Source organism: Alicyclobacillus sacchari, from assembly GCF_004366795.1.
Classification (GTDB): Bacteria; Bacillota; Bacilli; order Alicyclobacillales; family Alicyclobacillaceae; genus Alicyclobacillus; species Alicyclobacillus sacchari.
This window is the reverse complement of record NZ_SORF01000003.1, coordinates 222,980-242,706: the sequence shown is the minus strand read 5'-3', so window position 1 is coordinate 242,706 and position 19,727 is coordinate 222,980. Positions and strand designations below refer to the sequence as shown.

The 19,727-nt window shown below is 53.8% G+C and carries 18 protein-coding genes; 10 read left to right on the top strand and 8 right to left on the bottom strand.

Annotated features, from left to right (window positions below; all coding sequences use genetic code 11):
* Positions 1–24: 24 nt before the first annotated feature.
* Positions 25–234, top strand: coding sequence for a heavy-metal-associated domain-containing protein (locus C7445_RS04840; protein WP_134158901.1), 210 nt, complete (start codon positions 25–27; stop codon positions 232–234).
* Between the two features lie 99 nt (positions 235–333).
* On the opposite strand, the gene yicI is transcribed toward C7445_RS04840, so the two are convergent.
* The 5 genes from yicI to C7445_RS04815 form a co-directional block, all read right to left on the bottom strand.
* Positions 334–2,655: an alpha-xylosidase gene (gene yicI, locus C7445_RS04835; protein ID WP_134158900.1), complete on the bottom strand. Its 2,322-nt coding sequence runs from the start codon at positions 2,653–2,655 to the stop codon at positions 334–336.
* Positions 2,656–2,677: 22 nt separating this feature from the next.
* Entirely contained in the window at positions 2,678–3,502 is an 825-nt protein-coding gene (locus tag C7445_RS04830) for a carbohydrate ABC transporter permease (RefSeq protein ID WP_134158899.1), read from the bottom strand.
* Positions 3,502–4,332, bottom strand: coding sequence for a carbohydrate ABC transporter permease (locus C7445_RS04825; protein ID WP_134158945.1), 831 nt, complete (start codon positions 4,330–4,332; stop codon positions 3,502–3,504). The genes C7445_RS04830 and C7445_RS04825 overlap by 1 nt, the downstream gene beginning before the upstream one ends.
* Positions 4,333–4,421: 89 nt before the next feature.
* Positions 4,422–5,714, bottom strand: coding sequence for an ABC transporter substrate-binding protein (locus C7445_RS04820; RefSeq protein WP_134158898.1), 1,293 nt, complete (start codon positions 5,712–5,714; stop codon positions 4,422–4,424).
* A 274-nt stretch (positions 5,715–5,988) separates the two neighbouring features.
* A complete protein-coding gene (locus C7445_RS04815; protein WP_134158897.1) occupies positions 5,989–7,011 on the bottom strand; it encodes a LacI family DNA-binding transcriptional regulator in 1,023 nt (340 codons plus the stop codon).
* Positions 7,012–7,194: 183 nt separating this feature from the next.
* Between C7445_RS04815 and C7445_RS04810 the strand changes: the two genes are divergently transcribed.
* The 5 genes from C7445_RS04810 (at position 7,195) to C7445_RS04795 (ending at position 12,322) form a co-directional block, all read left to right on the top strand.
* Complete coding sequence (locus C7445_RS04810) at positions 7,195–8,058, top strand: fumarylacetoacetate hydrolase family protein (protein WP_134158896.1); 864 nt, start codon at positions 7,195–7,197, stop codon at positions 8,056–8,058.
* A 72-nt stretch (positions 8,059–8,130) separates the two neighbouring features.
* Entirely contained in the window at positions 8,131–9,258 is a 1,128-nt protein-coding gene (gene proB / locus C7445_RS04805; protein WP_134158895.1) for a glutamate 5-kinase, read from the top strand.
* Complete coding sequence (locus C7445_RS04800; protein WP_134158894.1) at positions 9,255–10,556, top strand: glutamate-5-semialdehyde dehydrogenase; 1,302 nt, start codon at positions 9,255–9,257, stop codon at positions 10,554–10,556. The genes proB and C7445_RS04800 overlap by 4 nt, the downstream gene beginning before the upstream one ends.
* A gap of 90 nt (positions 10,557–10,646) precedes the next feature.
* Positions 10,647–10,781, top strand: coding sequence for a hypothetical protein (locus C7445_RS14885; RefSeq protein WP_272942619.1), 135 nt, complete (start codon positions 10,647–10,649; stop codon positions 10,779–10,781).
* Between the two features lie 182 nt (positions 10,782–10,963).
* A complete protein-coding gene (locus C7445_RS04795; RefSeq protein ID WP_134158893.1) occupies positions 10,964–12,322 on the top strand; it encodes a hypothetical protein in 1,359 nt (452 codons plus the stop codon).
* Positions 12,323–12,399: 77 nt separating this feature from the next.
* Here C7445_RS04795 and C7445_RS04790 read toward each other — a convergent pair whose 3' ends face one another.
* Positions 12,400–13,584, bottom strand: coding sequence for an MFS transporter (locus C7445_RS04790; RefSeq protein ID WP_243834949.1), 1,185 nt, complete (start codon positions 13,582–13,584; stop codon positions 12,400–12,402).
* A 198-nt stretch (positions 13,585–13,782) separates the two neighbouring features.
* On the opposite strand from C7445_RS04790, the gene C7445_RS04785 reads away from it, so the two are divergent.
* Positions 13,783–14,400 carry an NUDIX hydrolase gene (locus C7445_RS04785; protein WP_134158891.1) on the top strand — a complete coding sequence of 206 codons (618 nt, stop codon included), beginning with the start codon at positions 13,783–13,785 and terminating at the stop codon, positions 14,398–14,400.
* 44 nt (positions 14,401–14,444) lie between these two features.
* On the opposite strand, the gene C7445_RS04780 is transcribed toward C7445_RS04785, so the two are convergent.
* Positions 14,445–15,200, bottom strand: coding sequence for a pirin family protein (locus tag C7445_RS04780; protein WP_134158890.1), 756 nt, complete (start codon positions 15,198–15,200; stop codon positions 14,445–14,447).
* Entirely contained in the window at positions 15,188–16,144 is a 957-nt protein-coding gene (locus C7445_RS04775; RefSeq protein ID WP_134158889.1) for an alpha/beta hydrolase, read from the bottom strand. Before C7445_RS04775 ends, C7445_RS04780 begins: the two co-directional genes overlap by 13 nt.
* Before the next feature lie 352 nt (positions 16,145–16,496).
* On the opposite strand from C7445_RS04775, the gene C7445_RS04770 reads away from it, so the two are divergent.
* The 3 genes from C7445_RS04770 (at position 16,497) to C7445_RS04760 (ending at position 19,705) form a co-directional block, all read left to right on the top strand.
* The gene (locus tag C7445_RS04770; protein WP_134158888.1) at positions 16,497–17,777 is read left to right on the top strand and encodes a sugar ABC transporter substrate-binding protein; all 1,281 of its coding nucleotides are present in this window, start codon (positions 16,497–16,499) and stop codon (positions 17,775–17,777) included.
* 72 nt (positions 17,778–17,849) lie between these two features.
* The gene (locus C7445_RS04765; RefSeq protein ID WP_134158887.1) at positions 17,850–18,815 is read left to right on the top strand and encodes a carbohydrate ABC transporter permease; all 966 of its coding nucleotides are present in this window, start codon (positions 17,850–17,852) and stop codon (positions 18,813–18,815) included.
* A complete protein-coding gene (locus tag C7445_RS04760; protein ID WP_134158886.1) occupies positions 18,815–19,705 on the top strand; it encodes a sugar ABC transporter permease in 891 nt (296 codons plus the stop codon). Before C7445_RS04765 ends, C7445_RS04760 begins: the two co-directional genes overlap by 1 nt.
* Positions 19,706–19,727 lie beyond the last annotated feature (22 nt).

The following is a 19,727-nucleotide window of genomic DNA, read 5'->3' as shown; positions in this document are numbered from 1 at the left end:
AGTCAGAAAGGGAGTGTGTCGGCGATGGTTACAACCACGGAGATCGCGGTCAAAGGCATGACCTGCTCGGGTTGCGTCAATTCTGTAACGAAAGCGCTCCGCGCAGTTGAGGGCGTTGCGGGCGTGCATGTCAGTCTTGAGGACAATCGGGCAACGGTGACCTTCGATGATGCAATCGTTACGCTCGAGGACCTGAAGGAGGCCATCGAGGACGCAGGGTACGACGTCGGGTGATTTTCCATTCATCACGAACTCAGGCATTGCCTGGGTCACCCAGGCAATGCCTTTTCACGATGCCGGATTCATGAGGCATTCGATCGTCGGGATCGTGCGTTATGGTTGAAACTGAACCCTGATGGGGTTCCGGGGTGCATCGGGGATTATGTGCAGTCCTTGTTCGGTTTGTTCAGCGGTACCGCCGACGACCGATGATGCCCGCCCTGGACGGCCACGCAGGCAGACGCTCCAGGGCTTCTCGAGATGGGCGGGCGTCAATTCGATCTCGTTGCCATGTCGCTGCACTGCGAGTGTTCCTGCGAAGTTGCCATCGGTACCGTACAATGTACAGGTTGCTGATTGGCCATCCTGCAACGCAAATACGTGAAATTCCACGCCATCGGCAAAGTCGTAATCCGGTCGATCTGAGCGTGCACCAAGCGGCAGGATTGCGTTTTCGCGCACAAACAGCGGCAAGCTGAAGTAGTCGTATTGCTCACGCCGCCACGATCCGCCTGACACGGTTTCGCCGCTCAACAGATGTGTCCAGGTGCCGTGCGGCAGGTAATAGGACACGAAGCCGTCTTCCTGGAACACCGGAGCCACCATGAGTGCTGGGCCAAGCATATACTGTCGATCGAGATAATCACAAGCGGGATCGCCCGGAAACTCCAGCACCATGGCCCGCATGACGGGAATGCCAGAGCTGGCTGCCTCCGCTGCAGCGGCGTATAGATACGGCATCAAGCGATATTTCAGTTGCGTGAAGTGGCGTAGGACGTCAACGGCTTCATCGTCGTATATCCAGGGCACCCGGTACGAGGCGTTGCCGTGCAGTCGGCTGTGGCTTGACAGTAAGCCAAATGCTGTCCACCGCTTATAGAGATCAGGGGTGGATGTCTCTTCGAAACCTCCGATGTCGTGGCTCCAAAATCCGAATCCGGACATCGTGAGCGACAAGCCACCGCGCAGGCTCTCGGCCATCGACTCGTACGTCGCACTACAGTCGCCGCCCCAGTGCACAGGGAACTGTTGGCCGCCTGCGGTGGCGGATCGAGAGAACACAACAGCTTCACGTTCACCGACGTGTTGCTTCAGTGTATCGAAAACCACACGGTTATATATTTGCGTATAGTAGTTGTGCATTTTCAGTGGATCGGATCCATCGTAATAGACGACGTCCGTGGGAATGCGTTCGCCAAAGTCCGTTTTGAAGCAGTCTACTCCCATGTCAATGAGGCGCTTCAACTTTTCGGCAAACCATGCCCGTGCCCCAGGATGGGTAAAATCGACGATACCCATACCCGCTTGCCATAAATCCCACTGCCAAACGTCCCCATTCGGGCGTTTGAGTAAGTACCCGAGGTTGGCCGCTTCGTCGAACAATGGGGACTTTTGTGCAATGTATGGATTGATCCAGACGCAGATGTTCAAGCCTTTTGCTTTCAACCGCGCCAACATGCCTTCAGGATCTGGGAAGACTCGCCGATCCCACTCGAAATTGCACCACTCGAATTCCTTCATCCAAAAGCAATCGAAGTGAAAGACTCGCAATGGAATGTTTCGCTCTGCCATGCCGTCAACAAACTGATTCACCGTCTGTTCATCGTAATTGGTGGTGAATGACGTTGTCAGCCACAATCCAAATGACCAGGCGGGGGGTAGCGCCGGTTTCCCGGTGAGCGATGTATATCGTTCAAGTACCTGTTTCGGTGTGGGTCCGTTGACGATGAAATAGTCCAGCGATTCGCCTTCAACGCTAAACTGTACTCGCGAGACAAGTTCTGATCCGACTTCGTAGGAGACGAGCTCAGGATGGTTGACAAAGACCCCGTAGCCACGGTTGGTCAGGTAGAATGGCACGTTCTTGTACGCCTGCTCCGAATTGGTTCCACCATCTCGATTCCAGATATCTACAATCTGCCCGTTTTTGACAAAGGGAGTAAAGCGCTCACCAAGACCATACACGCACTCGCCGACAGAAAGGCCCAGTTGTTCTCGCATGTGTGGAACGCCGTTGTCCAGCACATACGCCAAACCCCGGTTTCCACTTTTGGTCAGTTGTCCATGTTCGTTGAAGAACGCGATCGACCACGGGTTGCGTTGTACCTGTACTTTGAGGGAACCACTTGTCATTTCGATGCGGTCACCCGTTTCCAAGACTTCAATGTTTCTGGGTTGCTCGTGCAATGTGAATGCGGGGCCAAGGTTCCGTATGCCCTTCAAGTGCTGGACCTGTACGCGAATCACATCCGGCATTGGGGAGGACAAGCGTATGGTCAAGAGAGGACCATCCAGTGTGGCACCGCGGTGGTGAATAGGCTTACATGGGGCGTATAAGGTGATAGCATCATGTTCGATTACGGCTTCATGAACGAGTGCAGGGGCGTGTACGGATACGCCTTTTCGGGTGAGCCAGTTACCGTCGCTGAATTTCATGTAGGTCACTCCTAGTAAAGAATTACTTGATGGCGCCTTTGGTGACGTTGTTCACAATCCACTTTTGGCAGAAGATATACACTATGACCATCGGCAGTAGCGCCAAGAGATACGATGCAAAAGCCAAAGAATAGTTAGTGCTGTATTGCGATTGAAAAGCATACTGGACCAGCGGCAATGTGTATTGGTTAGGATTCGACAGCATGACGAGTGGTAACAAAAAGTCGTTCCATGCCCATAACCCTGTTAAAATGGCAACAGTTGCATTCATGGGGGCCATAAGTGGAAAGACAACACTCCAAAAAATGCGCCACCGATTTGCGCCGTCGACGAGCGCCGCCTCCTCAAGTTCCAACGGAACCGATTTCAAGTAGCCGACATAGAGAAAGACGTTTTGAGAAATGCCATAAATAATATACAGGATAATTAACCCAACGCGATCGGCCAAACCGAGATGGCTCATTTGCCGAACTAATGGCAGCATGAGAATAGGAAAAGGTACGAACATTGCAGCGAAGAAATAGTTGTAGAGATAGCGGAAAAATCGCTTTTGCATATTGCGGGCGATGGCATAGGCGACCATAGAGTGCGTGAGAACTGTCAGAACGACAGCAAAAAAAGTAATGAACAAGCTGTTCAAGAAGGTGTGAAAGTAGTGAGTGACGGCCATAGCTTGCTGAAAATTACCCCAGTGGATTTGTGTTGGGAAGCCCAGAACGGACTGTGCAAGTTCTTGGGGATTTTTTAGCGACACCATAATCGCCATGTAGATGGGAAAAAGAATGCACAGCGATCCGATGCTTAAGAATATCATAGCAACCCAATTCGTCTTCGTTCTCCCAAACATTAGAATTGAACCTCCCGCCCTCGTGTTAGACGGACTTGAATCAGTGCGACACAAACGAGGATGATCAAGAAAACGACAGCGTTCGCGGATTGATAGGCAAGTTCGCCGCCACCGAAGCCGTTCGTGTATATGACGAACGTGTTGGATTGTGTGGCGGTTCCAGGACCACCGTTGGTCATGCCGACGACCTGGTCAAAAACCTGCAGATAGCTCTTGGCGGCCAACACCATGTTGATGGTGAAGAAGGGCATGATTAATGGGAAAGTGATTCGCCAAAATGTCACCCATGCCGATGCCCCGTCGATATTGGACGCTTCATAGACGTCCTCTGGAATGGTTTGCAGACCGGCCAAATAAAGTAGTGTATTGAACGAGGCGCCTTGCCACACCGATACGATCACGATACCAACCCAAGCCCACTGCGTGCCAAGGATGTTCTGGGCAAGAGCCGGTAGGTGCAGGGCCTGAGCGATGTTGGGAATGAGGTTTGAAAACAGGTAGTTAAAAATGAAAGAAACAATGAGTGTACTCAAAACATATGGGAGAAAAAATACTGCGCGAAATGTACGGGACAGTTTGATTTTAGCGTTTAATGCAAGTGCAATCAGCAGGCTGACGATATTGACAAGGATGGTTGTGACAATGGCGAACTCGAAGGTGAAGACATATGCATGGCGGATCTGTTTGTCATGTAAAAGATCCATATAGTTTTGGAGACCAATAAAATGGTATGGGCCAAATCCATTCCAGTCAGTGAAACTCAAGAAAATACCATGTAATGCCGGCCAAGTATGGAAATAGAAAAATAGCAGAGCCATTGGCACGGTCATTAGAATAAATGCGAATGAGTTGCGTAGTGATTTCAATCGGGATCACCTCCTAAGGTGTTGGCAAGCAGCCGCAGCCGCTTGCCAACAGATCATTGATGAGCCGCAGCCGATTGATAAAGGCTGTCCAGCTGTTGTAACAGTTGTGATGAAGATTGGTTCTTTGAAAGAGCACCCTGAAGTACCGATTCATACTGATTGCCTGCAGCCATCGCTGCCGGGTAGTAGTGATCGTCAAAGTCAACAACGCGCCCGCTGTTGATGTAGGGTTGGAGCGGAGCAAGCGCTGGGTCAGTGTTTTTGACTCCCTTGACTGTGGAGAACAGACCCGCGACAGTTGCATACTGCCCTGCGGTCTTTGACTGCAGTAGGAAATCAATAAATTTCATCGCTGCTGCTTCTTTACTCGCATTGCCCGAGTTGGCCACGGCAAGTAGGGAATCGACACCGGATACCATCTTGATCTGACTCGGATCGTTTGTCACTGGTACAACGAAGGTACCGAGCTGAATCTTAGGATTGTCGGATCGAATCACGGGTAGCGTCCAAATGCCTTGCGCATAGAAGACTGATTTACCATTCGCAAATGCTGAGTTGGCGTCGTTATAGTCAACACCAAATTGGTTTGGCTGCCCAAGTGCTGTAAATTGCCGCAGCTGATTGGCCGCTATTGCGTCGCTCTTGACGAACGTTGTCTTTCCAGCAGCCAGGTCCTTCAGGAAGTTTGGACCTTCTGTGTTGGTAGATAATGCATTCCATATGGGGGCAATCGTCCATGCATCTTTAAATCCGTTGTAGAATGGCGTGCCACCTTCCTGCTTAATTTTTTGCGCTTCGGACATGAGTTGATTCCATGTCTTAGGGATGGTCAGATGGTATTTATTAAACAGGTCCACGTTATAGATGATTGGAACCGCATTCACCGTATACGGGATGGCGTACGGCGTTGGCTTGCCTACCTCGTTCTCGAGCATATTCACGTACGCTTTTGACACTTTTTGAAGCTCTGGGGAGCCTGACAGATCTTTGAATACACCGTTTTTCGCCATCTGTATAAACGTTGCATCGGCGCCCATTGCGACGATGTCTGGCACCTGGCCTTTGGCGAGATCGGCTTGAAGTGTGGTGTCTGTGTTCGGTGGGTTGATCTGCTTAACCTGAATGTTGGGGTTCTGTTGCTCAAACCTTTTAATCAGACTATTCCACTCATTCACGACCTCCGGTTTATTTTGCAAGAACTCTAAAGTGACCTTTTGACCGTTGTTCCCACTTTCACCCGCAGAAGACCCGTTGTTCGAAGTTGTGTTAGTCGACGATCCGCAACCGGTCGCAAGCACGAGGGTGGCAACCACAGTAGCAGATGTGAAACCGAGATATCGTTTCATGTTCTTCCCCCTTACTTTGATTCATATCCCTCATAAAATGATATACGTACATCAATATATTGCTGAATATCACCGCCCTTTCGGTTGGGTAAAGGGTCCAAATAGCACGAAGAAACCGATTACATACAAAATAGTGGTGTCAATGCACTTATTCTAAGTCGAAAGTGCTGTGATGTAAAGAATAACATTGAATATATGCAGTGGTCATTTGCACATAATTTGATATACGTGCATCAAACTACGCGTGGAGATTAGACAGGAATCGGTAACCGATTCAGATGTAGAATGAAGCGTTCCCGCGCATCACGATTTCCAATCGGGTGATGTAGGCTGTTTTCGCGATGTCTTCCCCAAGCGTGATGTACTTAAATAGCTTTTTCACCGGAAGGTAGCCTTGTCGCCAGGGATCTTGACAAATGACGGCGGTAATGGATCCGCTACGCAAGTCCTGTAGCACGTGAGGACTCATATCGTGGCCAATTAGTAGTTTGTCGTTTGCAAACGGTGATATGGCAAAGCTATGTACTTCCGCGTTTGACACATAGATACCATCAACGGCAGACAAATCATGTTCCATATGGCGTATGGATAACTCAGGTTCCTCCGATTCCATTTTGAGTGGTCCAACCAGTTTGACACCTGGATAATAGGACAACTCCTCCCGAAAGCCGATTATCTTTTGTTGTGATTGAAATGAAGTCATGGAATCAGTAACAAGCGCAACCTTTCCATGACCACGCAATAGTTTTGCCATCAATTCTGCGGCTAGGCGGCCTGCATTGGCGTAGTCGCAGCCTACATAAAATAAGCGCTTGCTACTCGGGGCATCAATGTTGAATGTACAGACTGGAATCCCTTTGTCGATAGCGGAATCGATGACGTTTACGTAATCCAAGTTTCCTCCAGGAAGAGCAAGCCCATCTAGTTTGCCACTCGCAATCCAATCCGCAATAGTTTTCTGGCTGGATTCATCAGTGTCTGACACGCAGATCCATTCAACGTGCAAACCGAAATCGCGTAGTTCCAGAATGGCATCCTCGACACCGCGTGCAATTTGCACCCAGAAGTCTGCAGGATACTCGGGAAGAACAACGCCAATGGTGACATCGCGACCTTTGGACAGTAGCCTCGCGGACGTGTTGACAGAATATTGAAGCTGTTCGACAGCTTCCATGATACGCCGATAAGTTTCTGGTTTCACACCACCCCGTCCGTTCAGCGCTCGATCCACCGTGGAGATCGAAAGTCCTAGTTGTTCAGCAATCGCTTTCTTTGTGATTCTCTTTCTTTCTGACATCGGTCAACAAATCCTTTGCTTTGATGTTTGACAGCCCGGAAGGGGACATTGGGGCCTGCCTTCTGCTACAATGGTACAGATATCATGATGCACAGACTAGGCTGAAAAATCTATAGTGGTTTCTGTAGGGTATGGTATACCGAATGTCCGCTCTCATGAACTGTAGAAGAGGTGCCTAGACGCATGAAACTATGTTCGTTTTATCAAGATGGCAGACTTCATCTGGGGCTTGTCCGCGGCGATGAAATCGTTGACGTGACTGCAACGGCTCACATGCTTGGGCAGACGATACCTGAGGACAGTGTGGCGCTTATCGCTGGCGGCGAGCAGGCCAAAGAGCAACTTCGGCAGCTGGCTGAACAGGGTGGTGTCACGATACCGTTGGAGGATGTCGTGTTCGCGCCGCCTGTTCTGAATCCGAGAAAGATCATCTGCGTGGGTCTCAATTATCGCAAACATGCCGAAGAATCCAATATGCCCATCCCGGTGTCGCCAGTCTATTTCACCAAATTTTCGAATAGTCTATCTGGCCACCGGCAGACTGTGCTTATTCCACCCGTTGCGGAGCAATGTGACTATGAGGTTGAACTTGTTGCTGTCATTAGCCAGCGGGTGCATCGCGTTGCGGTCGACGACGCGTTACAAGCCGTATACGGCTACGCTGTTGGCAACGATCTCAGTGCACGCGACTTGCAGATGCGCAACAGTCAATGGCTGTATGGTAAGGCGATTGACGGGTTTGCGCCACTGGGACCCTACTTGGTCACTGCCGATGAAGTCAACGATCCGCAATCGTTGCGCTTGCGTTGCTTTGTGAATGGCGAGCTACGGCAAGATTCCTCGACGGTAGATATGATTTTCAGCGTGGCAGAAATCATCTCCGATTTATCTCAGATCATGACGCTGGAACCTGGAGATTTGATTTATACCGGGACTCCGGAAGGGGTTATTCTCGGTATGTCGGAACAGCGGTGGTTGGATGCCGGCGACGAGATCGTCTGCGAGATTGAAGGGCTTGGCCAACTATGCACGCGGGTCGCGCGCTAGGTTTCTGCCCTGCACAGGGAGATAGGGGCAAGGAAGCCCTCTGCAATTCAAACAAGTTGAGGCGAACATTCAATGACGAACGGGACAAGGCGTCGGCAATGCGCCGTCGTGAAAGTGGGATCGAGCTCCTTGACTGATGGCTCCGGCGTTTTGGCGATCGCGAAGATGGAGCGGTTGGTCAAGCAAATTGCCACGCTCTATAGAGAAGGGGGCTGGCACGTGGTGTTGGTGTCTTCGGGTGCGATCGCAGCGGGGCTAGGCAAGCTAGGATGGCAGCGCGCCCGCATCTCAATGCCCGAAAAGCAAGCGGCTGCGGCGGTCGGGCAGACGGCGCTCATGGAGGAGTACGAGCGATTGTTTGCCAAGGAAGGGCTCCATGTGGGCCAGTTGCTGTTGACACGTGCGGACGTTGAAGATAGAAAGCGTTTTGTGCACATTCGGAATACTGTTCAGGCTTTGTTGCGCCACGACATTGTGCCAATCATCAACGAAAACGACACGGTGGCGGTTGAGGAGATCCGGTTTGGTGACAACGATTCGCTCGCCGGCCTCGCGGCTTTGGTGTCGGAGGCGGATAGGCTCGTTTTGCTGACGGATATCGATGGTCTGTACACGGCAAATCCGCGCACGGATCCTTCGGCGAAGCGAATTGAAGTCGTGGCGGAGGTTACCGACGAGATCGAACGATTGGCCGGAGGCGCTGGCAGCGTGGTTGGCACTGGCGGCATGCGCACGAAGTTGATCGCTGCCAAGGCGGCGGTGCGGGCCGGAGTTGAAGTGGTGATTGCAAGCGCGGAGACACCGGACGTTTTGCGTCGCGTCTTGGCCGGTGAAGCTGTCGGGACGCGGTTTCTGGCGTCGCCGCAGCCGGTCAGCTTGCGCAAGTCATGGCTGATGCATGCACCCAAGCCAGAAGGTTCGTTGATGATCGATGAGGGTGCGGTGCGCGCATTATTGACGGCTGGTGGAAGTTTGCTCGTACCTGGCATCGTTCGGATCGAAGGTGACTTTCAGGAAGGAGCGGTGGTCCTCTTGCAAAGCATGAAGGGCGAACCGGTCGGCAAGGGCATTACGAGTTTTTCCGCTCGCGATCTCGACGATTTACTGGCGCGCCGCCGGGCTGGCGAGGATTTACACAACGTGCACGAAGTCGTCCATCGCAATGACATGGTATTGGTGAAGGGGGCGAATGTGAGATGACGGAGGCGCCGAGTGGCAGTGCGATGGCGCTGCAGGAGGCAGTCCATGAGATGTTGCGCCGCGCGCAAGGGGCGAAACGAACGCTTTTCGTGGCATCGACCAAACAGAAGAACGAAGCGCTGCGCGAGATGGGGAAGGCTCTGTGGGCGGAATGTGCCGCAATTCTCGCGGCGAATATGGAAGATGTCGCGGCTGCTCGCGAGGCCGGCCAGCCGGAAGCGCGAATCGACAGACTGGCGCTCGATGAGCGGCGGGTGCGGCAAATGGTGGATGGGCTGGCCGCGCTGATCGAATTGCCCGATCCGGTGGGAGAGCGGATGGAGCATTTCGTGCGTCCGAATGGCCTCGATATCCGGAAGGTGCGCGTGCCCATGGGCGTTATCGCCATGATCTACGAAGCCCGCCCAAACGTCACGGTCGACGCGGCGGGATTGGCTGTGAAAACGGGCAATGTCGCAGTGTTACGCGGCGGCCGCGAGGCCTTGAAGAGCAACCAGGCAATTGTACGGGCGCTACATCGCGGGTTGGCAGCGGCCGGGTTGCCGCAGGATGCTGTGTTGCTCGTCGAGCGGACGGAGCGGGAAACGGTCGACATGTTAATTCGGGCGCGGGGGTTGGTCGATCTCGCGATACCGCGCGGTGGCGAAGGTTTGATTCGGCGCGTTGTCGAGAATGCCATTGTGCCGGTCATTGAGACTGGCGTGGGGAACTGCCACGTCTATGTCGATAAGGCGGCTGACTTTGCGAAGGCCACAGCCGTGATCGTGAATGCGAAAATACAACGGCCATCCGTGTGTAACGCGGCTGAAACGCTGCTCGTGCACAAAGATGTGGCGGCGCAATGGCTTCCGGAAGCGGCGCGGACCTTGCTCGCCAGCGGCGTTGAACTGCGTGTATGCGATCGCGCGTATGCGGCGCTAGCAGCGGTTGGACTCGCGGATCTTGTGCAACACGCGACAGAAGCCGACTGGGCGACCGAATATCTGGCGCTGACACTCGCCGTGCGCATCGTCGATTCCCTTGACGACGCGATCGCGCACATCGAGCGCTACGGGACGGCACATTCGGAAGTCATTATCACGGAGGACGAAGTTGCCGCAGAGCAGTTTTTACAGCGCGTCGATGCGGCTGTGGTGTATCATAACGCATCGTCGCGCTTTACGGATGGCTTTGAGTTTGGCTTTGGCGCCGAGATTGGCATTTCGACGCAAAAGCTGCATGCGCGCGGACCGATGGGGTTGCGTGAATTGACGAGTTACAAATACGTCGTGCACGGAGACGGACAAGTTCGCAAGTAGGTGAGCGAATGGTCACGGCCTTTGTCGGTTGTGCCAAGAGAAATGCGGACGTACGATGGACCATTCCTATCGCGAAAGGGGAACTGGTTCATGGGTACGTTTGGTGGATACACGCGTTGGGCAGTGGTGTTCTTGATTATCTTCGTATTGTTCTTCCTCCTGGTACCGGCTGTCGGCGTGGCTGCAAGCAGCTGTAGCTGTGCAGGCGGATACGGCATGTATTAATTGAACAGAGGCTGTGCTGCGGGTAAAGCTGCGGCGAGGACATGGCGGGTTGCTGGATCAGCAGCCTGCCATGTTCACGTGATCTGTCTGCAACCATACGCTCTTCTGTATCTCGTCACCCCGTTCAAAAGCCCGCCATATGATGCCCCAACATAGCCCATAGGGGTTAGGGGGGGCATGGCATGCATCTTACGCCTTCGCATTGGATTTACCTCGCTGTGGTCGTTCTCGTTATCATCGGCATGGCCCTGCGCAAAGGCGTCATACCCATCTGTGTGTTGGGTACGTTCGTCATCGGCTGGGTGTACACGCACAGTTTCGTGAAAGGTATGCAGACGCTGTACAACGCCAATTTGGCGAGCGCGACCAACCTGCTAGGGATCATCATCATCATTGGTTTGATGGTTGCGCTGTTGCGTTTGATGGAGCGCATCGGAGCGGATCAACTGCTACTCCGTCCATTTCGCAACTCTGTCAAAACGCCAGGTGTTGCCTTTTGGGGCACAGGTCTCATCAAGGGAGCTGTCTCGTTGTTTGTTTGGCCAACGCCTGCCACCATGATGGTCGCGCCGCTCATGACGCCTATTGCTATGCGCGCTGGATTACCGCTGATTGGCGCCGCGATGACGATGAATTTGTTCGGACACGGCATTGCACTCTCGGGAGACTTCGTCATTCAGGGTGCTCCGAAGCTCACAAGTTCAGCCGCAGGTGTGTCGGTGACTTCGGTGTTACAGGCGAGTGTGCCGTTGGTACTCGCAACAGGTATCGTGAGTACAGTGCTCGGGTATTTGTTTTTGCGTCGCGATATGCGCCGCGGCAAGCTTTCGGTTGGCGAAGTACAGGTGGCAACTGTGCGAACCGAGTTCGGTTTGGCTGCCAAATTCGCCGCCGTTGTTGTACCGCTCGCCTTCCTTGCGACCATCCTGACCACCATCCTACTGCCATTGCGGGGCGGTGACGCAACTGCGTTCATCGGCGGGGTCGCATTGCTCTTGTTTCTGGCCATTGCCATCTTGGAATATGGCACGAAGTCCCCGGCGGCCGTGATGACCTTCCTGCAAGATGGGTTCATCTTTTCGATCCGCGTCTTTGCGCCGGTCATTCCAATTGCGGGGTTCTTTTTCATGGGATCGCCAGACGTGTCGCCGCAGATTTTGGGGAATGGGGCGCCAGGCTTTCTGCTCGATCTGGGCAAGGCATTGGCTGCACACGTGCCGCTTTCCGTTGCACCGGTGGCGATCATCATCGTGCTCGTCGGCGTGATCGCTGGGCTCGACGGTTCTGGATTTTCAGGTCTCGTGCTCGTAGGCACGTTGGCACAGGCGTTAGGCACCCCTATTGGTGCCAACATCGCGGTGCTTGCGGCGCTTGGGCAAATGGGATCCGTCTGGAGTGGTGGTGGCACATTGGTTCCATGGGGTGTGCTCGACATTGCAGGCGTGACAGGGTGCGATCCGGAGGAGCTGACGAGGCGCAACTTCATTCCGGTTATCTGTGGCCTCGCGGTGGCGACTGTCGTCGCCATTCTGTTGGCATAGCCAAGGCGTTCTATAGGCAGCAGGCAACGGGGAACTTGCAGCAGGGGGCTTTCCGGGGCCCCCTTTAGCTTCGTTCATCAGGCTGGCGTTTGTGTCATGCGCGATCGCGATCGTGTAAAGGCGCTGGCGGCGATGATGGCGGCGAACAGAATGGCCGCAAATGCCGCGAGGCTGAGCACGGCGACGAAAGCACTGGTGCGCGTCATGATCCAGCCAAACGCGGTTGGCAAAATGGCACCGCCGATGCCGGCAAAAAAGGTAACAAGGCGCGTGACGAGGGCGGTCATCTCTGGAAATGAGTGATTGGCAAAAACGAGTGTGACCACATAAATTCCGGACATGAACATCCCTGTCGCAAATGCCTCGACGTAGGCAGCAAATGGCCACTGGGTCATCGCGATCGCCAACATCACGACGAGCGTACCACCGGTTGCCAACGTGAGATATGGACGATATGGCAACCTGCGAATCACCCAGCCTGTGGCCATCCGGCCGACGACCATGGCGATCCAGAAGAGGCTTACGGACAGCGACGCAGCGCTTGCGGATAGGTGCAAGTGATTCGCGAAAATGGCCGGAAAGAAGTTGTTCACACACGATTCAACGCCGACATAGACGAGGATTGCGAACATGAACAGCCCAAAGAGTGCCCATTTCTCGGAACGGCGGGCGATGTCCACGGCTGCTGTCGGCGCGTCGATGGGGCCGCTGTGGTGTTCAGGCTGCGCGATGGGTAAAGCGAACGTGACTACAGCAAGTAGAACGGCGAGGGCGCCGACGACGAAGAAACAGAGGCGCCAGTCGCCGGCGCGGATGGACCAACTGGCCAAAAGCGGCGTGATGACGCAGCCAAGACCAAAGGCGGCTTCGGTGCGACTCATCACGACGGCGCGACTGGAGGGGAACCATTCTATCAGCGATGTCGAAATGGTCGCTTGCAGTAAGGACATGCCAACGCCGTTGATGAATGACATTGCCATGCACAACCAAATAGTCGGCAGTGTGCCAAAGGCGATTTCTGCGATGCCAGTCGCAGCCGCAGCCATGGCAATCGGCGCGCGGTAGCCGGAGGCTTTGACTAGAATGGGGGAGAGTGGGACGCCGATAAGATAACCAATGAACTGTGCAAGGACGAGATCGCTGCCAAGCATGTAAGACGATTGATAGTGGTGGATGAATACCGGTAGTACGCTGCCAAGTGCGACCGTTGCCATCCCGTTCATGAGATACATACCGCACGCGAGCCAAACATAGAGAGGCAACAGAACAACCTCCTTCGTCAAGTTGCAGCAAATTGAAGCACTGAGATTCATCGTACTCCACTCGCGCGAACCGGGCTAGATGAGTCATGGCCGACATATGGGGCCGCGGGTGGCTCTGGACTAGGCGGCATGCTATGGTGACATGTCAGAGGCGGATCTGATGGGTCTGGCACGAAACTGCGAAATGGGAGTGATACGATGGACGAGTTGCTCGATATATTCGACGATCAGATGATCCACACGGGGGCGGCCTTGCGTTCGCAAGTGCATCAGGCCGGGTGGTGGCATCAGACGTTTCATTGCTGGCTGTACGATGACGTCGCCGGCGAGGGTATGCTGCTTCTGCAAAGGCGACACCTAGGCAAGGACACGAATCCTGGCAAGTTGGATGTGAGTTGTGCAGGGCATCTGGCGGCAGGCGAATCGCCAGAAGACGGTGTGCGTGAACTTCAGGAGGAGCTGGGAGTGGCTGTATCACCGCAGCGACTTCTGAAGATTGGCGTGGCACGGCACCAATTTCGCGGAAATGGTGTGATCGACAACGAGTTTAGTCATGTCTTCGTCCTGCGCTGTCATGACGTATGCGACTTGCATAAGTTCAACGTCGCGACCGATGAAGTGAGTGGATTGTATCGGATTTCGGTGCGCGACTTGCGCGGATTGGTCGAGGGCGAGGTGCAGAGCACTGAAGTCGCAGGAATACGGTGGACAGACACGGGATGGGAGGATGATATCAGGATAGTTCGGGAAGCCGATCTCGTCCACAGAGAGCCCAGCTACTACCGCTTATTGTGGAGGCATTTTGGAGTTCTATGAAAATAGGTGGGGGGTGGATTCATTCTTGAGCCCCCACCACCAGCTTAGTCGACAAACGGTCCATGAAAAATGGGGCGTTCGCCGACAGGCTCGCCGAACACGAATACGACGCGTAAATTGCCTCTGGCTCGGACGGGTGCATCCGTCATCTGTTCGGCTTCGTCGGCAAGCGCCCAGATGAGCAAATCTCCTTTGTTCAGTGGCGTTTCTTCCTCCCCGAAATGGCCGTCGCCTTCGAGTACATAAATAAACCCTTGGAAGCCGGCAGGCACTTGTAGCGTGTATGTTTGGTCGGAAGCAATGACCACGTCTTCAAACCGCATCGTTCTGCGCGTTTTCACCGGTGACGATCCGCCGACAATCCATGTCCGTTCAACTCCCGGTGCGATTTGTTCGCGCGGTAGTGCAGCCGGCATGATGTCCTCGTAGCCGGGATCGATAGCTTTTTCACTGCGCGGTAGGTTAATCCAAAGCTGCAATCCGCTGTCGATCCCATCGGTGCCAGGCATCTCCGAATGGACAATGCCCTTGCCAGCGACGACGTGTTGTACGCCTCCCGCAGGAATGACGCTCTCGTGGCCTGCACTGTCGGCGTGAGCCAGGGCTCCCTGCAGAACATACGTCACAATTTCGAATCCGCGATGCGGGTGATCCGGGAAACCGTACGGCTTTTCAACAGCGAAGTGATCGAGCAGCAAAAAGGGATCGATGTAGGGCGTGTGGCGAGTGGGAAAGACACGGGCGTGTTCTTGGCCCATGTGTGCAGCACGCCCTCCGTCTGGGTATTTCATCCATGCCATGATACTCTATCTCCTTGATGCAGAGCATCGCGTAATACTTGTGCACACAACTCCAGCGCTTGTGTCGCGCTTGGTGATACACCGTGGAATTGCGCAAAGCCGTGAATGAGATCGTCGAAGTTGTGATATGTGACCGGCACACCGCTTTCACGCAGCGCATCGGCGTACATCTTGCCCACATCGCGCAGGGGATCGTATTGAGCTGTCGCAATATAGGCGGGGGGAAGGTCGCTTAAATCGGAATACAGAACGGGCGCGAAGTATGGATTGACCAGATCGGCCTCGCTGTTTAGATAGTGATTTCGGAACCAGGTCATGAGTTCAAGGGTGAGCAGATAGCCTACGCCGTTCTCGTCCATCGAGGCGGGTGGATTTTCTGGGTCGTAGCCTGTGGATGGGTACAAGAGCCATTGGTATGCGATTTTTGGGCCTTTGCGTTCCTTGGCGAGGATACATGCCACAGCAGCTAGGTTGCCACCTGCGCTGTCGCCGCCTACGGCAATTCGCGCTTGATCAAGTTGTAAGGATTCTGCGTGATCCGCAATCCAAACGAGGGTGTCATATGCGTCGGCAACCGCAGTGGGAAACTTGTACTCTGGCGCGAGACGATAATCCACCGACAAGACGACACAATGGGCGATATTTGCAACCGCACGGCACACCGGATCGTGAGATTCGAGGCCGCCAAGTACCCAGCCGCCGCCATGGTAAAAGACAAGGGCGGGATAGGGTGCACGCAAGTCTGCGGGTCGATACATACGGACAGCTAGCGCCCTATCTGGGAGTTCGATGTGAAAATTGCGCACTTCCGCAACCGGCATACCGGGCACGAGACTCATCGCTTGTCGTTGGCGGTATTCCTGCGCGGTAACCGTTGTCAGCGGAGGTGTGGGGATGGCGTGCAAATGTTCAAGGAACTGGCGGATGACCGGATCGAGTGGCACAGAGGCAACCTCCTTAGCAGACATCTTCGGTATCAGAAGCCATTCTCATGCCATTGTACCAGTTGTTATTGGTGGATAGAAATGCAGTTCACCACGCCTATTCAAGAGTGGTGAGTGCAGGGGGACGTCATGATTTCAGTGGTAACGTTTGAACATGGATCAACCGCTGCGTCCCGGCAGGCTTGTATACGGAAAGATAGCCGTTATGAAAATATGTTTAGGTCATATGAACGCACAATTTTGCTCTTGATCAGATCACATGTAAGCGTTATACTATGCGCAAACGTTTGCATCATAAGTCAGTCAGAGCTATTGAAAAAAGAAGTATGTTCAATCAAGGGGGAGTTTTGAGATGAAGAAGTGGCAAGTCGTCACGACGGGTGTGGCAGCGTTTGCGTTAGCTGGCGGTGTTTTGGCTGGTTGCGGAACAAATAGCAGTGCCAATTCATCCAACGCTGCAAACACCGGCTCAAGCCAAGTAGATACAGGTGCTGCGAGCACATTGCCGAAGGGGGAAACCATCACCGTCTGGTCGTGGGCAGGTGGTCCGCAGTTGGTCGATGTGAAGAAAATCGCACAAGCATGGGCGAAGCAACATGGAGACACGGTCAATGTCGTCGATCAAAGCTCAAACCCAAAGGGGTTCCAGTTTTATGCGACGGCGGCGCGGACGGGCAAAGGGCCTGATGTCGTGTTCGGCATGCCGCATGACAACAATGGCACCTTCGCCGAAGAAGGTCTTATGGCGCCAGTGCCAAGCGGAATCATCAACACAAGCGCATATGCGCCCAATACATTGGACGCTGTCAAAGTGAATGGCACGACGTACTCGGTGCCGGTCTCTGTGCAGGTTGCAGCCCTTTACTACAACAAGAAGTTAGTGCCGCAAGCACCGACGACGTGGGCGGCATTTGTCAAGGACGCGAATGCGCACGGCTTCATGTATGACCAGGCCAACCTGTATTTCGACTACGCGCTGATTGGCGGCATGGGCGGTTACGTGTTCAAGGACACAAACGGCACGCTCAACCCCAACGACATTGGTCTTGACAACAGCGGCTCCATCAAGGCCTATACGCTGATGCACGACATGGATAGCCAGTACAAGTGGATGACGCCGAGCGTCAATGGCTCCATTGCAAAGGCGCAATTTTTGGCTGGGAAGATTGGCATGTACGTCAGCGGTCCGTGGGATACGGGCGACATTGAGAAGGCGAAAATCAATTACGGAATTACGCCATGGCCGACACTGCCAAACGGCAAGCCGGCGACGCCTTTCCTTGGTGTGATTACCGCGTTCGTCAACAAGGAAAGCAAAACGCAGCCAGCCGATTGGAGTTTGGTGCAAGCCCTGACCAACGCGAGCGCTCAGAAGACGTATTTCTCGGATTCACAGCAAATTCCAGCCCTGGTGAGCGTGCAGAAATCGTCGGCTGTCCAAAGCAACCCTGCGTTCAAAGCATTTACGGCGGCTTTGAAGAACTCGGTGCCGATGCCGAACATTCCGCAAATGCAAGCCGTGTGGACGGCAGACACCATCCTGCAAAATATCATTGCCGGCAAGGTGTCGCCGCAACAGGGCGGTAAGGACTTCGTCCAAAACATCCAAAAGGGCATCTTGGCCCAAGGATAATCTGTCGCTACGTACGGTTTCAGGAGCCGGCCGTCCGCTGGTCGGCTCTTGTTATATCTGGAGGTGGTACACGTGGCTGCTGTTGCACAGACGGGAACGACATCGGTTGTTCGCAAGCGGCGCCGCAAAGTGGATTGGGTGGCGTACGGATATCTGTCTCCCGCGCTTGTAACGATATGCGTTTTGAGCATTGTCCCGATCTTCTATACAATTTATATATCCTTCACAAACTTTAATCAGATGCACTTTACGTCCTATCAGTTTGTGGGACTGCAGAACTACAAGGAACTGCTCAATCCGCACGATCCGCTGTCCAACCTGTTCATTCCGACGCTGGTTTGGACCATCATCTACGCGTTGTGTGCCACGGGTTTCAGTTACCTAGTTGGGCTTGCTCTCGCGGTGCTATTAAACAACAAGCATATGCGGGAGGCGACGGTGTATCGAACACTGCTCATCATTCCCTGGGCCGTTCCCACGCTGATCACGATGCTGGCTTGGCAAGGCCTGCTCAATGACCAGTACGGCCAGATCAACGGTTTACTGCACGGCGTCTTCGGTTTGCCGCGCATTCCGTGGCTGACCAACGCGACATGGGCGCGAGTGGCCATCATTATTGCGAACGTTTGGGCCGGTTTCCCATACATGATGACCGTATGTCTAGGTGCGCTGCAGTCGATCCCGACTGACCAGTACGAGGCTGCCGAGATCGACGGTGCCACGTGGACACAGGTGTTTCGGTACGTGACCATGCCGTCCGTGTGGCGCATTTCGCTGCCGCTTTTGATTCCGTCGTTCTCGTTTAACTTCAATAACTTCAATGCGACCTATCTACTAACAGGCGGCGGTCCACCGAATTCGAACAATCCGTTCCTCGGGCAAACCGACATCTTGGCCTCTGCCGCATACAAAATGACGCTATCGTTTAACCGCTACGATCTCGGTTCGGCCATCGCCGTTTTGCTGTTTATTCTCGTCGCGTTTATCAGTTGGCTCCAAATGCGCTATACCGGGGCGTTTCAGGAGGTCGATTCCTAATGGCGGTCACGCATCACAGCTTTCCACAGTCGGGAGCCGCGCCGCGCCATCGCAAGCGGAACTTGCAGCCAGGGCAATGGTTGCGCCTTTGGATATCGCGCGTCATCATCTGGTTCGTTATCATCGTTGTGCTCATCCCGATGTGGTTCGTGTTCACCGCGTCGTTCGATCCGTCAAACTCCTATATTTCCGTGTCGTTTTTCCCGGCACACGCGACATTTGCGAACTACAGAGCCCTGTTTCAAGGCGGTCAATTTCTCGTCTGGGTGCGCAACAGTCTGCTGGTCGGTCTCACGGTCGCGATCGCCCAGTCGTTCATCACGGCTCTGTCTGCATTTGCGTTCTCGAAGCTGCGGTTTTACGGGCGCAAATACGGGTTAATGATGCTTCTGTTGTTGCAAATGTTCCCGAACATCCTGTCGATCGCCGCGTTTTACTCGGCGCTCGCCAAATTGAACATGATCGACTATCTTGGATCCTATATTCTGGTGATGTTGGGCGCGAGTGCGTTCAATGTATGGTTGTTAAAGGGGTTCATGGATTCGATCCCGAAGGAACTCGACGAAGCAGCCCTGATCGACGGTGCGAATACGTGGCAACGATTCATTCGGGTGCAGTTGCCTTTGTGCTTGCCGATGCTCGTCGTCATCTTCTTCCTCACCATTGTTGGGGCGTTCGGCGAATATCTGTTTGCGGGAACCATTTTACAATCGCCCAGCAACTACACGCTCGGTGTCGGCATGTACAATTTGATCAGCGGCCAGTTCGCAAAGAACTGGGGTGAGTTTGCGGCTGCAGCACTGTTGTCGGCGATTCCACTCGCTGCCGTGTTCGCGTTGGCCCAAAAGTATTTGACAACCGGTTTGGTCGCAGGATCGGTGAAAGGGTAACGACAAGCCAATTTGCGTTTTG

What these genes read in the sequence shown, in the direction of transcription:
- C7445_RS04825 (WP_134158945.1), bottom strand. Translation starts at nt 4,332, where the DNA reads ATGACCGTGCCAATGGCTCTGCTATTTTTCTATTTCCATACTTGGCCG.
- C7445_RS04815 (WP_134158897.1), bottom strand. Translation starts at nt 7,011, where the DNA reads ATGTCAGAAAGAAAGAGAATCACAAAGAAAGCGATTGCTGAACAACTA.
- C7445_RS04780 (WP_134158890.1), bottom strand. Translation starts at nt 15,200, where the DNA reads ATGGCATGGATGAAATACCCAGACGGAGGGCGTGCTGCACACATGGGC.
- C7445_RS04820 (WP_134158898.1), bottom strand. Translation starts at nt 5,714, where the DNA reads ATGAAACGATATCTCGGTTTCACATCTGCTACTGTGGTTGCCACCCTC.
- C7445_RS04800 (WP_134158894.1), top strand. Translation starts at nt 9,255, where the DNA reads ATGACGGAGGCGCCGAGTGGCAGTGCGATGGCGCTGCAGGAGGCAGTC.
- C7445_RS04770 (WP_134158888.1), top strand. Translation starts at nt 16,497, where the DNA reads ATGAAGAAGTGGCAAGTCGTCACGACGGGTGTGGCAGCGTTTGCGTTA.
- yicI (WP_134158900.1), bottom strand. Translation starts at nt 2,655, where the DNA reads ATGAAATTCAGCGACGGTAACTGGCTCACCCGAAAAGGCGTATCCGTA.
- C7445_RS04795 (WP_134158893.1), top strand. Translation starts at nt 10,964, where the DNA reads ATGCATCTTACGCCTTCGCATTGGATTTACCTCGCTGTGGTCGTTCTC.
- C7445_RS04785 (WP_134158891.1), top strand. Translation starts at nt 13,783, where the DNA reads ATGGACGAGTTGCTCGATATATTCGACGATCAGATGATCCACACGGGG.
- C7445_RS14885 (WP_272942619.1), top strand. Translation starts at nt 10,647, where the DNA reads ATGGGTACGTTTGGTGGATACACGCGTTGGGCAGTGGTGTTCTTGATT.
- C7445_RS04760 (WP_134158886.1), top strand. Translation starts at nt 18,815, where the DNA reads ATGGCGGTCACGCATCACAGCTTTCCACAGTCGGGAGCCGCGCCGCGC.
- C7445_RS04830 (WP_134158899.1), bottom strand. Translation starts at nt 3,502, where the DNA reads ATGTTTGGGAGAACGAAGACGAATTGGGTTGCTATGATATTCTTAAGC.
- C7445_RS04810 (WP_134158896.1), top strand. Translation starts at nt 7,195, where the DNA reads ATGAAACTATGTTCGTTTTATCAAGATGGCAGACTTCATCTGGGGCTT.
- proB (WP_134158895.1), top strand. Translation starts at nt 8,131, where the DNA reads ATGACGAACGGGACAAGGCGTCGGCAATGCGCCGTCGTGAAAGTGGGA.
- C7445_RS04840 (WP_134158901.1), top strand. Translation starts at nt 25, where the DNA reads ATGGTTACAACCACGGAGATCGCGGTCAAAGGCATGACCTGCTCGGGT.